Annotated in this window: 12 protein-coding genes; 6 read left to right on the top strand and 6 right to left on the bottom strand. The window is 71.4% G+C overall.

Annotated elements, in window-relative coordinates; translation table 11 throughout:
* Positions 1–7 precede the first annotated feature (7 nt).
* The 4 genes from ACIOD2_RS26120 to ACIOD2_RS26135 all read right to left on the bottom strand — a co-directional run bounded on the left by ACIOD2_RS26120 (position 8) and on the right by ACIOD2_RS26135 (position 4314).
* Positions 8–1318: a sensor histidine kinase gene (locus ACIOD2_RS26120; protein WP_400543020.1), complete on the bottom strand. Its 1311-nt coding sequence runs from the start codon at positions 1316–1318 to the stop codon at positions 8–10.
* A 571-nt stretch (positions 1319–1889) separates the two neighbouring features.
* Positions 1890–2099 carry a hypothetical protein gene (locus ACIOD2_RS26125; protein WP_400543023.1) on the bottom strand — a complete coding sequence of 70 codons (210 nt, stop codon included), beginning with the start codon at positions 2097–2099 and terminating at the stop codon, positions 1890–1892.
* Positions 2100–2112: 13 nt separating this feature from the next.
* Positions 2113–3228 (bottom strand): fatty acid desaturase family protein, encoded by a 1116-nt coding sequence (locus ACIOD2_RS26130; protein WP_400543026.1) that lies wholly within the window; start codon positions 3226–3228, stop codon positions 2113–2115.
* 12 nt (positions 3229–3240) lie between these two features.
* Positions 3241–4314 carry a ferredoxin reductase gene (locus ACIOD2_RS26135; RefSeq protein ID WP_400543029.1) on the bottom strand — a complete coding sequence of 358 codons (1074 nt, stop codon included), beginning with the start codon at positions 4312–4314 and terminating at the stop codon, positions 3241–3243.
* A 91-nt stretch (positions 4315–4405) separates the two neighbouring features.
* On the opposite strand from ACIOD2_RS26135, the gene ACIOD2_RS26140 reads away from it, so the two are divergent.
* The 5 genes from ACIOD2_RS26140 to ACIOD2_RS26160 all read left to right on the top strand — a co-directional run bounded on the left by ACIOD2_RS26140 (position 4406) and on the right by ACIOD2_RS26160 (position 8718).
* Complete coding sequence (locus ACIOD2_RS26140) at positions 4406–5059, top strand: TetR family transcriptional regulator (RefSeq protein ID WP_323335629.1); 654 nt, start codon at positions 4406–4408, stop codon at positions 5057–5059.
* A 122-nt stretch (positions 5060–5181) separates the two neighbouring features.
* Positions 5182–6294, top strand: a complete 1113-nt coding sequence (locus tag ACIOD2_RS26145) for a Re/Si-specific NAD(P)(+) transhydrogenase subunit alpha (RefSeq protein ID WP_400543033.1) — start codon at positions 5182–5184, stop codon at positions 6292–6294.
* Positions 6291–6605 (top strand): NAD(P) transhydrogenase subunit alpha, encoded by a 315-nt coding sequence (locus ACIOD2_RS26150; protein ID WP_400543036.1) that lies wholly within the window; start codon positions 6291–6293, stop codon positions 6603–6605. Before ACIOD2_RS26145 ends, ACIOD2_RS26150 begins: the two co-directional genes overlap by 4 nt.
* Positions 6602–7990, top strand: a complete 1389-nt coding sequence (locus ACIOD2_RS26155; RefSeq protein WP_400543039.1) for an NAD(P)(+) transhydrogenase (Re/Si-specific) subunit beta — start codon at positions 6602–6604, stop codon at positions 7988–7990. The genes ACIOD2_RS26150 and ACIOD2_RS26155 overlap by 4 nt, the downstream gene beginning before the upstream one ends.
* A complete protein-coding gene (locus ACIOD2_RS26160; protein ID WP_400543042.1) occupies positions 7987–8718 on the top strand; it encodes a lipoate--protein ligase family protein in 732 nt (243 codons plus the stop codon). The genes ACIOD2_RS26155 and ACIOD2_RS26160 overlap by 4 nt, the downstream gene beginning before the upstream one ends.
* Positions 8719–8799: 81 nt before the next feature.
* Here ACIOD2_RS26160 and ACIOD2_RS26165 read toward each other — a convergent pair whose 3' ends face one another.
* Entirely contained in the window at positions 8800–9324 is a 525-nt protein-coding gene (locus ACIOD2_RS26165) for a histone-like nucleoid-structuring protein Lsr2 (RefSeq protein WP_400543045.1), read from the bottom strand.
* Positions 9325–9466: 142 nt separating this feature from the next.
* On the opposite strand from ACIOD2_RS26165, the gene ACIOD2_RS26170 reads away from it, so the two are divergent.
* Positions 9467–10861: a dihydrolipoyl dehydrogenase family protein gene (locus ACIOD2_RS26170; RefSeq protein WP_400543048.1), complete on the top strand. Its 1395-nt coding sequence runs from the start codon at positions 9467–9469 to the stop codon at positions 10859–10861.
* A gap of 1 nt (position 10862) precedes the next feature.
* Here ACIOD2_RS26170 and ACIOD2_RS26175 read toward each other — a convergent pair whose 3' ends face one another.
* The gene (locus tag ACIOD2_RS26175) at positions 10863–13607 is read right to left on the bottom strand and encodes a hypothetical protein (RefSeq protein WP_400543051.1); all 2745 of its coding nucleotides are present in this window, start codon (positions 13605–13607) and stop codon (positions 10863–10865) included.
* Positions 13608–13694: the final 87 nt, after the last annotated feature.

Raw genomic sequence — 13694 nt, forward strand, 5'->3', positions numbered from 1 at the left:
GCCGACCCTAGCGGGGCAGCGGTACCCGCGCGGTCACTTCGGTCGGACCGCCCGGCGGGCTGCTCACGGCCAGCTCGCCGTCGACCGTCCGCAGCCGTTCGGCCACCCCGGCCAGCCCGCCGCCGGGGACGATCCGGGCGCCGCCCCCGCCGCTGTCGCGCACGAGCAGCCACAGCACGTCGCGGTCCTCGCGGATCTCGGCCAGCGTCGTCCCGCCGTGCTTCGCGGCGTTCGTCAGCAGCTCGGCGGCGCTGAAGTAGACGATCGTCTCCAGTGACGGCGGCGGACGGCGGGGCAGGTCCACGGTGACCCTGGCGTCCATGCCGGACGTCGCGACCAGCGTCGAGAGGGCCACGTCGAGGCCCGCGTCCAGGGCCGCCGGGTGGATGCCGCGGGCGAGGTCGCGCAGCTCGGTCAGTGCCTGCTTCGCGTTGGTGTGCGCCGCGGTGACCAGCTGCCGGACCTGGGCGACGTCGAGGTCGTCGGCGTTCAGCTCGTCCTTGGCCAGCCCCAGTTTCATCGCCAGCGCGACGAGCTGGGCCTGGGCGCCGTCGTGCAGGTCACGCTCGATCCGGCGCAGCCGCAGCGCCGAGTCCTCGACCGCCGTCGCCCGGCTGGCCTCCAGGTCGCGGACCCGCTCGGACAGCACGCGCTCGCCGAGCAGCCCGACCACGAGCAGCCGGTCGAGCGCGACGAAGGCGTGCACCACCCACGGCAGCGCGACCAGCACGAGCAGCCCCGACGCCGACCAGGCGAGCGCGCCCGCCCAGCTCTCGGCGTAGATGTCGAAGGCCGGCATCCGCTGCGTGCCGAGCGGGAACCAGAGGAAGGCGTAGCTCGTCGCGGCCAGGCCGAAGGACGTCGCGGTGAACACCGTGAACAGGCCGGCGAGGGTCAGCGGGAGCCGCAGCAGCAGGTAACCGGCCGTGCGCCAGCCCGCCGGGTCGCCGACGCGAGCCTTCACCCAGCTCCACAGGCCGGGTTTCAGCTCGGGACGGCGCGGGGCGGGCACGCTCACGCCGAGCAGCACCCGGGCCAGCCCGCGGTGGGCGGCGCCGAGGGCGCGGGCGTAGAGCAGGGCGCCGGCGAGCACGAGGAACCCGACGAGGATCGGCGTCAGCCACAGGCCGAGCACGAGCACGACGAGCATGCTGAGCAGGGAGAACAGCGTCAGCGGGCCGGAGAGCCACAGCCACGCGTACTCCGCCCAGAAGTCCCGCGCGGCCAGCGGCCCGAACACCCGGCGCAGCGGGTGGGGGCGGGGAAGATCGAGGCTGGTCACGACTCCAGTCTCACCGTCCGGCGCACCGCTGCCCATCCGGATTTCCCCCGGAGCCGGCGGGGGCGCCCCCGAATTCCACGCTACCGGTCGGCACCGACAGATCTGGTTGCCGGAAAGCCGTGAGGGGCACCTTCAGGGACCTGGCGTTCTGAAGGTGCCCCTCACGGCGTTGGCGAAGCGCGCGAAAGCCGCTTCGAGGACGCTGTGGACCTCAGCTCGGCTTTTCGCGGAAGCGTTTGCGGTACGTGCGGCGCGGCCGCCCGGTGATGCTGCCGAGGAGCGTGGTCGGCCCGATGAGATGACCGACGCGGCACGACCCCGGCGCTGCTGTTCCGGGTGGGGCGCGACGCAACACTGCCGACGAGCGGCGTGGCCAGCCCCCATGAGATGACCTGCAGCAGCACAGCCGTGGCAACCCCGCGTCGCTGTCCCGGGCAGGCGTGACACAACGCCGCCGCCGAGCCGCGCAGCGCGAATTCGGCACCAGCCCGCCGGGGCGCCCCCGTGATCCACGCTACCGGCCGGCCCCGACGGTTTCAGCGCCGAAAAGCGCCCGAAAGCCGCTCTGAGGACCACAAGGCCCTCAAAGCGGCTTTCGCGGAAGCTCTCAGTCGTCGAGTTCCGGGTCCACGCGGTCTTCGCGTGCCTTCTGCGCCGCTTCGCGCATCTCGATGACTTCGGTGAGCCAGTCACCGGTTTCGCGGGCTATGTCGCGTACCGCGCCGGTGATGATGGTCGCGATGTTGCCGATGTGGGTGGCGGCCGACTCGGTGATCACCTGGACCGTGTCCTTGCCGCTCTCGAACTGCCCGACCATGAGCATCGTCCTTCTATGCCGCGCGGAGTTCCTGGTCGCGCTCTACCGTAGCGCCTGCACGCGGGGCGCCGTTCCACGGCAGCGCGAGCTTCACCAGCTTCTTCGCCACCGACCACAGCTGCTTGTGCAGCGGGCCGGTGTTGTACGGCAGGCCGTACTTCTCGCAGAGCGCGCGCACCTCGCCGGCGATCTCCGGGTAGCGGCGGGCCGGGATGTCCGGGAACAGGTGGTGCTCGATCTGGTGCGACAGGTTCCCGCTCATGACGTGGAACAGCGGGCCGCCGGTGATGTTCGCCGAGCCGAGGATCTGGCGCAGGTACCACTGCCCGCGCGACTCGTTCTCGGTCTCCTCCTCGGTGAAGCTCTCGACGTCGGCGGGGAAGTGCCCGCAGAAGATGATCGAGAACGACCACAGGTTGCGGACCAGGTTCGCGGTCGCGTTGCCGGCGAAGGTCAGCGGCGCGAGCGGGCCGGTCAGCAGCGGGAACAGCACGTAGTCCTTGCCGACCTGCCGGGACGCCTTCTTGACCATCTTGCGGACGACCTCGGTGGTGTCCGACCACTTGCGCTCGCCCTTGACGATCCGGTCGAACTCCAGGTCGTGCAGCATCACACCCCACTGGAAGAACACCGCCAGCGCCACCGCGTACGCCGGGTTGCCCAGGTAGTACGGGTGCCACTTCTGCGCCGGGTCCATCCGCAGGACGCCGTAACCGATGTCGCGGTCCTTGTCGAGGATGTTCGTGTACGTGTGGTGGATGTAGTTGTGCGAGTGCCGCCAGTTCTCGGCGGGCGCCACGTTGTCCCACTCGAAGCGCTGCGAGCTCAGCGCCGGGTCGCGCGTCCAGTCGTACTGGCCGTGCATGACGTTGTGGCCGATCTCCATGTTGTCGAGGACCTTCGCCAGCGACAGCGCGCCGACGCCGGCGAGCCACGCGGGCGGGAAGAACCCGGCGAACAGCAGCGCCCGCCCGGCGACCTCGAGGCCGCGCTGGGTCTTGATGACGTTGTGGATGTAGTCGACGTCTTCCTGGCCGAGGTCGTCGACGATCCGCTGCCGCAGCGCGTCGAGCTCGTGGCCGAATTCGTCGACCTGCTCGGGGGTGAGTCGGTCCTGCAGGCCGGTCATGGTGGGAACTCCTTAAGCGTCGATCTCGACGTCCCCGACGGGGACGGAGATGCAGAGCTGGATCTCTTCGTCTTCTTCGCCGGAAACCTCGCCCGTCTTGGCGTTGCGGACGCGGCCGGCCGTCTTGAGCTGGGTGCAGGAGAAGCAGATGCCCATCCGGCAGCCGTGCTCCGGGGACAGCCCGGCTTCCTCCGCCTGCTCCAGCAACGGCTTCCCGGAGTTGGCGCACTCGCGCCCGCTGCGCTTGAAGCGCACCTGGCCCTCGGCGTTCGCCGTGTCGAAGGTCAACGTGGGCGGCGTGAACTCTTCGGTGTGCACCCGTTCACCGAGCTGATCACGGACGGCGTCCATGAGCGGCTTCGGGCCGCAGACGAAGGTTTCCGCGTCGCGGTACCACGGCGCGGCCGTCTCGAGGTGCTCCGGCGAGAAGAACCCGCGCAGGTCGCCGCCGGTCTTCGCGTGGGTGTACGCGTGCACGACGCGCAGCCCGGGGTGGCGGGCGGCGAGCTCGGCCAGTTCGGTGCGGTAGAGCACGTCGGACGGGCCGTTCGAGTACTGCAGGAACACGATCTCGCCGGGGTGGCCCTCGTCGACGAGGGTGCGCGCCATGGCCAGCACCGGGGTGATCCCGCTGCCGCCGCCGATCAGCAGCACCCGGCGCGGCCGGGTGGCGGGCAGCGTGAACGTGCCGTCCGGTGTGGACAGTCCGACCACGGAGCCGACGCCGATCGCGTGGTTCAGGTGCCCGGAGACCAGGCCCTGCTCCTTGATCGTGAACTCGAGTTCGCCGGAGGCGTGCTGCGAACCGCACGGCGAATAGCAGCGTGTGCGCCGGACGCCGTCGATCGCCACCTGCAGGCGGACGTACTGCCCGGCGGTGAAGCCCGGCCACGCCCGGCTCGGCTGCACGGTCAGGGTGACGCTGTCGGGCGTCTGCTTCCGCACGGCCGTGACCAGCCCGCGGACCTCGCGCCGGACCAGCATCGGGTCGACGAGCTCGAGATACCGGTCCATTCCGTGGGGCGTGAGCAGCGCCTCGGCGAGCGAGGCGAGCCGGCGGACCCGCTTGGGCATGAGCGCCGTCATCGGACCTCCTCGATTACAGTGAACGACTGTACACTCAACAGTGCACGGCATGAGTGGACGACCTGTCAACGCGAGAGGCGGAGGATGTGACGTGAGCAACGCGGTGGACATCCGTACGCTGGAGGACGTGTCCGAGGAACCGGTGAGCCGCCAGGAGCGCAAGCAGCGCACGCGCCAGGCGCTGCTGGACACGGCACTGGACCTCCTGGCCGACCGCCCGTTCGCCAGCCTTTCCCTGCGCGAGGTCGCGAAGGGCGCGGGCCTGGTGCCGACGGCCTTCTACCGCCACTTCGCCTCGATGGAGGAACTCGGCGTCGCGCTCGTCGAAGAAACGACCCGCACGCTGCGCGGCATGATCCGGTCCGCGCGCACCGACCCGGACACCTACCAGGGGATGATCAGCGCCTCGGTGGCCACGCTGCACCAGTTCGTGCGCGCCAACGAGGACCACTTCCGGTTCCTGACGCGCGAGCGGTACGGCGGCGGGCCGCTCGCCAGGGCCATCGGCGTCGAGCTGCGGATGTTCTCCGGCGACCTCGCGATCGACCTCGCCCGGTTCGCGACGCTGCGCTCGTGGCCGACCGACGACCTCCACATGCTCGCCGACTTGATCGTTTCCGTGATGCTTACGACGATTGTCGAACTCCTGGAAGCACGGCCCGGTGAAGATCCGAAAATCACCGGAATGGCGGAAAAACGGCTGCGGTTGATCCTTCTCGGCGTTCCACACTGGAAGACTCGCTGAACGATTCCTGCACGTCGCCCGTACTTCTGGCAATACGGCGAGACTTGCGACTCAGGTCGCTGGGGACTGTCGGTCCGGCGTGGTACAACCCACGGATCGTTCCTCGCCGATGAGGAGGTCGTGTGGCGGACAGCGAACAGCATCAGCAGCTCACCGTGGGTGTGGTGACCGAGTCACGCCCCGGGGAGCGCCGGGTGGCCATGGTGCCGAAGCTCGTCGGGAGGCTCGCGCAACGTGGTCTGCGGGTCCTCGTCGAACCGGGCGCCGGGGCCGGTGCGCACCTCAGCGACGACGCGTACACCCAGGCCGGCGCCGAACTCGGCGACGCGTGGAAAGCGCCCGTCGTCGTCAAGGTGAACCCACCCTCGGCCGACGAGGTCGCGAGGCTGGGCCGGGGCACCGTGCTCATCGGCTTCCTCGACCCGCGCGGCAACCCGGAGGGGCTCGCGAAGCTCGAGGAGGCCGGTCTCCGGGCGTTCGCGATGGAGGCCGTCCCGCGGATCTCCCGAGCCCAGGCGATGGACGCGCTGTCGTCCCAGGCCAGCATCGGCGGCTACCGCGCGGTGCTGCTCGCGGCCCAGAAGCTCCCGCGCTTCTTCCCGATGCTCACCACCGCGGCCGGCACCGTGCCCCCGGCGAAGGTGCTGGTGCTCGGCGCCGGCGTCGCCGGGCTGCAGGCGCTGGCCACCGCGAAGCGGCTCGGCGCGCAGACCACCGGCTACGACGTCCGGCCCGAGGTCGGCGAGCAGGTCAAGTCGCTCGGCGCGCAGTTCCTCGACCTCGGCATCGAAGCCGTCGGCGAAGGCGGGTACGCCCGCGAGCTGACGGCCGAGGAGCGTGAGGAGCAGCAGCGCCGGCTCACCGAAGCCATCACGAGGTTCGACGTCGTGATCACCACGGCGCTGGTCCCCGGGCGCAAGGCGCCGACCCTGGTCACCGCGGACGCCGTCAAGGGCATGCCCGCCGGGTCCGTCGTGGTCGACCTGGCCGGTGAGAGCGGCGGCAACTGCGAGCTGACCAAGCCGGGGGAGGACGTCGTGGAGCACGACGTCACCATTTTGTCGCCGCTGAACCTGCCCGCCGAAATGCCTTCGCACGCCAGCGAGCTCTACGCCCGCAACGTCACCGAGCTGCTGGAGCTGCTCGTGACGAAGGAGGGCGAGCTGAAGCTCGACTTCGAGGACGAGATCGTCGCCGGTGCCTGCGTGGCCGGGCGCGAAGGGAGCGTCGCGTGAGCCCACTCGTGCAGAACCTGGCGGTGCTGGTGCTCGCCGGGTTCGTCGGCTTCGCCGTCATCTCCAAGGTGCCCAACACGCTGCACACGCCGCTGATGTCCGGCACCAACGCCATCCACGGCATCGTGCTGCTGGGCGGGCTGGTCGTGCTCGGCCTCGGTGTCGACGGCGTGTTCAACAAGATCCTGCTGGTCATCGCCATCGCCTTCGGCACGATCAACGTCGTCGGCGGCTTCCTGGTCACCGACCGGATGCTGTCGATGTTCAAGGCCAAAAAAGCACCGGCCGCCGACGAGGAGGAGGACAAGTGACCGACTTCGTCGCGATCCTCTACATCGTCGCGTTCGCCCTCTTCATCTACGGCCTGATGGGCCTCACCGGCCCGCGCACCGCGGTCCGCGGCAACTGGATCGCCGCGGTCGGCATGGGCATCGCCGTGATCGCCACCCTGCTCACCCCGGGCATGGGCAACTGGCTGCTGATCGTCCTCGGCGTCGCGATCGGCGCGCTGGTCGGCGTGCCGTCCGCGCGCAAGGTCAAGATGACCGCGATGCCGCAGATGGTGGCGCTGTTCAACGGCGTCGGCGGCGGCGCGGTCGCGCTCATCGCGTGGGTCGAATTCAACTCCACCGACGGCTACGCGCACGAGCCGGCGTACATCGCCATCGCGTCCCTGTTCGCCGCGATCATCGGGTCGATCTCCTTCTGGGGCTCGAACATCGCCTTCGGCAAGCTGCAGGAGCTGATCAGCGGCCGCCCGATCACCATGGGCAAGCTGCAGCAGCCGGTCAACGCGCTGCTCCTGCTGATCGCGCTCGCCTGCGCGGTGATCATCGTGGCCGGCGGCGACTCCGGGTGGCTGATCGTCGGGCTGCTGGTCGCGGCGGGCATCCTCGGCCTCACCGTGGTCCTGCCGATCGGCGGCGCGGACATGCCGGTGGTGATCTCGCTGCTCAACGCGTTCACCGGGCTGTCGGCCGCGGCGATGGGCCTGGCGCTGGACAACACGGCGCTGATCGTGGCCGGCATGATCGTCGGCGCGTCCGGCTCGATCCTGACCAACCTGATGGCCAAGGCGATGAACCGGTCCATCCCGGCGATCATCGCGGGCGGCTTCGGCGGCGGCCCGGCCGTCTCGTCCGGCGGAGGTGCCAAGGAGGAGCGCCCGGTGCGCTCGACCAGCGCGGCCGACACGGCGATCCAGATGGCGTACGCCAGCAAGGTCGTCGTGGTGCCGGGCTACGGCATGGCCGTGGCGCAGGCGCAGCACACCGTCCGCGAGATGGCGAAGCTGCTGGAGAAGAAGGGCATCACGGTCGAGTACGCGATCCACCCGGTCGCCGGCCGGATGCCCGGGCACATGAACGTGCTGCTCGCCGAGGCCGACGTGCCGTACGAGCAGCTCAAGGAGATGGACGAGATCAACTCCGAGTTCGCTCAGACCGACGTCGCGCTGGTGATCGGCGCGAACGACGTCACCAACCCGGCCGCGCAGACCGACCCGACCTCGCCGATCTACGGGATGCCGATCCTCAAGGTCAACGAGAGCCGGTCCGTGATCGTCTTGAAACGCGGCATGAGCTCCGGCTTCGCCGGGATCGACAACGACCTGTTCTACGATCCCAAGACCAGCATGCTCTTCGGCGACGCCAAGTCGTCGGTGGGCGAGATCGTGGAGGAACTCAAGGCGTTATGACGAGCGGGTCGGATGTGCGTGCGGCGTTCACCGACCCGGCCGAGAACCTCGCGTTCGACGAAGCGCTCCTCCGGGTTGCGCCGGAGTCACCGGTCGTGTGGCTCTGGCGCAACCCGGTTTGCGTCGTGGTGGGGCGCGGGCAGCGGATCGCGCGTGAGGTGCACGCCGACGCGTGTGAACGTGACGGCGTCCCGGTGCTGCGGCGGGCCAGCGGTGGCGGCACCGTGTTCCACGACCCGGGCAACCTCAACGTCACGCTGGTCCTCCCCGGCCCGGCCGATCGGCCCCTTGAAGCCCTCGGCAAGGTGATGAGCGCCGCCGTCGACCAGCTCGGGCTGGTGCCGCGGATCGGCGACCGCGGGCTGTTCGTCGGGGACGCGAAACTGTGCGGCTTCGCCGTCTTCCGCACCAAGACCGGGTTGCTGGCGCATTCGACGCTGCTGGTCGAGACGTCGGCCGCGCTCGTCGGCCGCTACCTGACGAGCGCACCGCCGGACCCGCGCCCGCTCGACTCGCACCGCAGCCCCGTCGCGTCCCTGGCCGAGCACGGCCTGCGGCCCGGCTTCCCGGCGGTCGAAGCCGCGGTGCGAGCGGCGGCGTCGCAGATCCTCGGGACGCTCGTGCCGCGCCCGCCGTCCGCGGCCGAGCTGTCCCGGCAGCGGGAGCTGCTGCACACCCGCTACCGGTACCCGTCCTGGCACGCGGACGGCGCCCAGCGCGCGGCCTGACCCGCCGATGCCGTGAGGGGCACCCTCATGGCTCTTAGGTCCATGAAGGTGCCCCTCACGGCACGTCTGTCTACTGTGGACTTACTCGGCGGCCGAGAACGTCACCGTGGGCACCTTGCGGGCCGACGCGCGGGTCGTCTTCTTCGGCTCCGCGGCCTTCCGCGCGCGAGCGGGCTCGGCCTTCGCGGCGGTGGTGGTCTTCGCGCGAGTGGTGGTCGTCTTCGCCGGGGCCGCGGCCTTGGCGGCCGCCTTGGTGGTCCGTGCCTTGGCCGGTGCGGCGGCGGTCTTCGGCGCGGCCTTGGTGGCGCGGGCCTTGACCGGGGCGGCAGCAGCAGCGGTGCGACGGCCGGCGACCGGCTTCGCTGTCTTCGGGGCGGCCTTGGCACGGGTTTTCTTCGCGCCCGGGACGATCCGGGGTTGGCGCTTGCGGCCACCGGTGCGTCGGCCGGCGTCGGCGTAGCGCTGCAGGAGGGCCCGCAGGGTCTCGGCGTTGGCGAAGGAGAGGTCGATGTCGTAGTCGATGCCGTCGAGCGCGAACCCGACGGTCTCCCCGGCGGCCTCGCCGGTCAGGTCATCCAGCACCCGCACAGCCGTGTTTCTGGCCACGACAAACCTCCCGTGCTCGAACGTGTGATAGTCGCGTGCACCGGGTCTCGGCGACCTCCCCGGTGCCGCCGATAACTTGCAGCTTCCTGACGAGGATAGCCGTTGGCTTGCGCGATCTCGCGTGGTGGTGTGCGCTGATGCCATGTCCGGACAGACGTTTGACGTAGTGGTGATCGGCGGCGGCCCGGTGGGCGAAGTGGCCGCCGAACGAGCGGTTCGCGGCGGCCTCAAGACCGCCTTGGTCGAGCACGAACGATTCGGGGGCGAGTGCTCCTACTGGGCGTGCGTCCCGAGCAAGGCCTTGCTGCGGCCGGGAAACCTGCTCGCCGCGGCCAAGCGGATCCCGGGGGTGCCCGTCGGTGACGCGCTCGACCCGGCGCAGGTGTTCGCCCGCCGGGACTGGTTCACCGGCAAGGGCGACGACACGGGCCAGTTCGAGTGGGCCCGCGGCGCGGGCATCGAACCGATCCGCGGGCACGGTGTCATCACCGGCGAGCGGGAAGTGACCGTCGACGGCGACCGGGTCCTGACCGCGCGGCACGCGGTGATCGTGTGCACCGGCAGCGTCCCGAACACCCCGAAGATCCCGGGGCTCGACACGATCCGGCCGTGGGGCTCGCGCGAGGCGACGTCGGCCTCGGCCGTGCCGGCCCGGCTCGGCGTCCTCGGCGGCGGCGTGGTCGGCGTCGAGATGGCGCAGGCCTGGGCGACCCTCGGCGCGCAGGTGCACCTGGTGATCACCGGCGAGCGCCCGTTGCCGCGCAACGCGGAGTTCGTCGGCGACCTGGTGCTGCACGGGCTGCGGGAAGCCGGCGTGTTCGTCCACACGATGTCCGGTGTCGAGAAGGTCGCCGCGGTCGACGGCGGCACCGAGCTGACGCTGAAGGACGGCGAGGTGCTCGTCGTCGACGAGTTCCTGGTGGCGACCGGGCGGCGTCCCGGCACGGCCGGTCTCGGCCTGGAGAACATCGGCGTCGAGGCCGGCGGCCCGCTCACCATCGACGACACCGGCCAGGTGTCCGCAGTGGACGGTGGCTGGCTCTTCGCCGCGGGCGACGTCACCGGCCGGGCCCCGCTGACCCACCAGGGCAAGTACGGCGCCCGCGCGGCCGGCGACACGGTGGCCGCACTGGCCAAGGGCGAGAAGGTCGACACGTCGCCGTGGAGCCCGTTCACCGCCACGGCCGACCACCACGCCGTGCCGCAGGTCGTGTTCACCGACCCGGAGGTCGCCTCCGTCGGCCTGTCGGACGCGCGAGAGGGCTCGGCCGACCGCGTCGTCGACATCGACATCGCGGTGGCGGGCTCGTCGCTGCACGCCGACGGGTACCAGGGCAAGGCCCGGATCGTCGTCGACACCGAGCGGAACGTGCTGCTCGGCGTGACGTTCGTCGGCCAGGACGTCGCGGAGCTGCTGCACTCGGCGACGATCGCGATCGTCGGGGAGGTTCCGCTGGACCGGCTGTGGCACGCGGTGCCGTCGTTCCCGACGATCAGCGAGGTGTGGCTGCGGCTGCTGGAGGCCTACGGGCTCTGATTCACTGGGCGGGCAGGTCCAGGGCGGCCTTCGCCGCCCTGGCCAGGCCGGGATCGTCCGGAGTGGACGGTCCCGGCACCCACACCGCCTGCACCACCCGGACGGACGTGCCCTCCAGCTTGGAGGTGTAGGCGGCGTTCTCGAACTTCGGCGCCGGGCTGTCCCACTTGCCGGTCTCGGCGGCGAGGTCGAGGATCCCGCCGCCGCCCGGTGTGTCGGTGATCGCCTTGAAGGCGGCGGCCTGCGCGGCATCGGGGAAGGCGACGATGCCGATGGTCACCGCACCCGCCCGGCCGTCGACGGTCGTGGTGTAGCTCGCCCGGCGCACGCCCGAGCAGCTGGTTTGCTGCAGGCTGGCCTGCGCGTCCCCGAAGGCGTGCGACGCGCACCGCTGGTCACCGTCGGCGGCGCGCAGCGAGAACTGCAGGCTCTCGGCGGGCGCGGCTTTGGTGGGCTGCGGGGACGGCGGCTGGGAGACGGGCGCCTGGGAAGCGGGCGCGGCGGTGGTGTCGTCCCCGCTGGTGGCGACGACCACCGCGGCGACGACCAGGGCGACCAGCAACCCGATCGCCCCCAGCGGCAGCCACCGCACGGTCCGCGAGGTGGGCGCGGCCGCCGCGGGCGCCGGACGCGGATTCGCCCGCGGGGGCGGGAAGGCCGGAGTTTCCTGCCGGGGGAGCGGAGCCGCGGCCGGACGGGGCGGCCCGGGGTGCGGCAGGGTTTCGGTGCGTTCGGTGTCGGTGGCCGATGGGTGGGGCGGGATTTGTTCGGCCCCGGGGAAAAGCGGCAGCACGGAGGCAGGCTTGCCGAGGGTCTCGGTGCGCTCGGAGTCCACGAAGTCCGGGAGGCCGGACTCGGCGGATTTCGTGGTGATCGAGGTCGAGTCCAGAGCGGCGGCAAGCCCGGCGGCGGAGGTGCGCGCCGGACCCGAGTCGGCGGGCTTCGCAGCGCGGAGGACGGCCGCGGTGTTCGGAGCCACGGCCGCGGCCGGCTCGGCTGGGGTGCGTGGCGCTGGTTCGGTGGGGTTTGTGGTTCCGGGAGTCGCGGTGGTGTCCGCAGCCGTCGCCGGGGCTGTCTCGGCTGGAATTCTCGGCGCCGCGGGCTCGGCGAGGCTTGTGGTTCCGGGGGCCGCGGTGGTGTTCGGAGTCACCGCAGGGGCCGACTCGGCTGGAGTCCGCGGCGGTGCGGGTTCGGTGGCGTTTGTGGTTCCGAGAGCCGCAGTGGTGTCCGGAGTCGCCGCAGGGACTGACTCAGCTGGGGTTCGCGACGCCGCGTGCTCGGTGGGGTTGGTGGTTCCGAGAGTCGCAGTGGTGTCCGGAGCCACCGCCGGGGCCGAGTCGGCGAGTGTTCGCGGCGAAGTGGGTCCGGCGGGTGTTGTGGTTCCGAGAGCCGCTGTGGTGTTCGCGGCCGCGGGGATCGCCTCGGCTGGACCGGTGTCTTCGGCGGATTCCGTGGTCTCGGGGGAGGCGGCGGGTGTTCGCGGCGGCGCGAGTTGGGCGGTGCCGAGGGTTGCTGCGGCGTTCGGAGCCGCCGCGGCGGCCGCTTCGGCTGGGAGGCTGGGTTCCGTGGTCTCGGGGGAGGCGGCGGGAGTTCGCAGCGGCCCGAGTTCGGCGGGCTGGGTGCTGCCGAGGGCTGCCGCGGCGTTCGGAGCCGCGGCGGCGGCCGATTCGGCCGGGAGCTCGGGTTCCGTGGTCTCCGGGGTGGCTGCAGGGGTTGTGGCACCGGGAGCGGCCACGGTGTCCGAGGCCGCGGCGGAGGCCGGCTCGGCCGGGTGGCCGGGTTCCCCGGCCGCGGAGGTTGGCGCCGGAGCGGATTTGGTGGGTTTCTTGCTGTCGGAAGCCGTATCCGGAGCCACTGCGGCTGCGGCCTCAGGGTGCGCCGGAGGAAAATCGGCGGAATTCGCGGTGTCGGTCGCGACCGCGGTGTCCAAAATGGTCTCGGAAGTCTCCGCCGTCGCGGAATCCGCGGGGATTTCGGAATCCGGGCCCTTTGGGATGCCAAGAGCTTCGGTGGTTTGCGTTCTGCTACTTGCACTCGGCGTTTCGGTGCGCCAATCCGCAAGGCCACGCGCAGGTGTTCCCGAGACCTGGGACGGCACGCGCTGCACTGTGTCCCAAAGGGACTCCGGCGGCGTGTCGTCGCTGAACCGGCTGAATCCCTCGCCCAGGAGGACTTCGTCCGAGAACTCGGGTGCGTCCGGGGCCAGGCCGCGGATCAGCGCCCGCACCTGGTCCACCGACCGGGGACGGTGGGCCGTCGCCAGGGAGACCGCCGCCGCCAGCATGGTCGTCGGGGTCGGGTGCAGGACGCGGACCGGGCCCGCCAGGTCGCTCGCCGGCTGGTCGACCGTCTCCACGTACGGGCCGACCGCCACGATCGTGCCCACCGGGGCCGTGCCCGGAACCAGTTCCACGATGCGGCTTTCGCAGGCCTGGGACAGGTCCAGGGCTTCCGTCGCCGGGTTGACCGCGTCGTCGTCGGCCACCAGGGGCCAGCCGTCGGCCCGCCATTCCGCGCCCAGCGGGGCTTCCAGCCGCAGCGCCGGGTCCGGCAGGTCGACGCCGATGACGATGATCACGCCGTGGGGCAGCAGAACCACCGCCTCGATCGGGCGATCGGTCACCGTCCCCACGCCGATCAGCGCGATCCCGCCGACGACGGTGCTGCCGCGGCCCAGGGAGGCCAGCGCCGCCCGGACGTCGTCGGCCACCCGGGACTGCTGCCGCTCGAGGCGCACCAGTCGCACCGAAAACCCTCCCCGCTCGTCGTTCCGGATCATCACGCTAGCGCGCCCGGCCGTATCCACGGTGCGACACGGGCGGGACGCGGCCAC

This window comes from Amycolatopsis sp. NPDC088138 (genome assembly GCF_044741685.1).
Taxonomy (GTDB): domain Bacteria; phylum Actinomycetota; class Actinomycetes; order Mycobacteriales; family Pseudonocardiaceae; genus Amycolatopsis.

Bases quoted from the DNA above. Each gene is read 5' to 3' on its own strand.
- ACIOD2_RS26120 (WP_400543020.1), bottom strand. From the start codon at position 1,318: ATGGGCAGCGGTGCGCCGGACGGTGAGACTGGAGTCGTGACCAGCCTC.
- ACIOD2_RS26125 (WP_400543023.1), bottom strand. From the start codon at position 2,099: ATGGTCGGGCAGTTCGAGAGCGGCAAGGACACGGTCCAGGTGATCACC.
- ACIOD2_RS26130 (WP_400543026.1), bottom strand. From the start codon at position 3,228: ATGACCGGCCTGCAGGACCGACTCACCCCCGAGCAGGTCGACGAATTC.
- ACIOD2_RS26135 (WP_400543029.1), bottom strand. From the start codon at position 4,314: ATGACGGCGCTCATGCCCAAGCGGGTCCGCCGGCTCGCCTCGCTCGCC.
- ACIOD2_RS26160 (WP_400543042.1), top strand. From the start codon at position 7,987: ATGACGAGCGGGTCGGATGTGCGTGCGGCGTTCACCGACCCGGCCGAG.
- ACIOD2_RS26170 (WP_400543048.1), top strand. From the start codon at position 9,467: ATGTCCGGACAGACGTTTGACGTAGTGGTGATCGGCGGCGGCCCGGTG.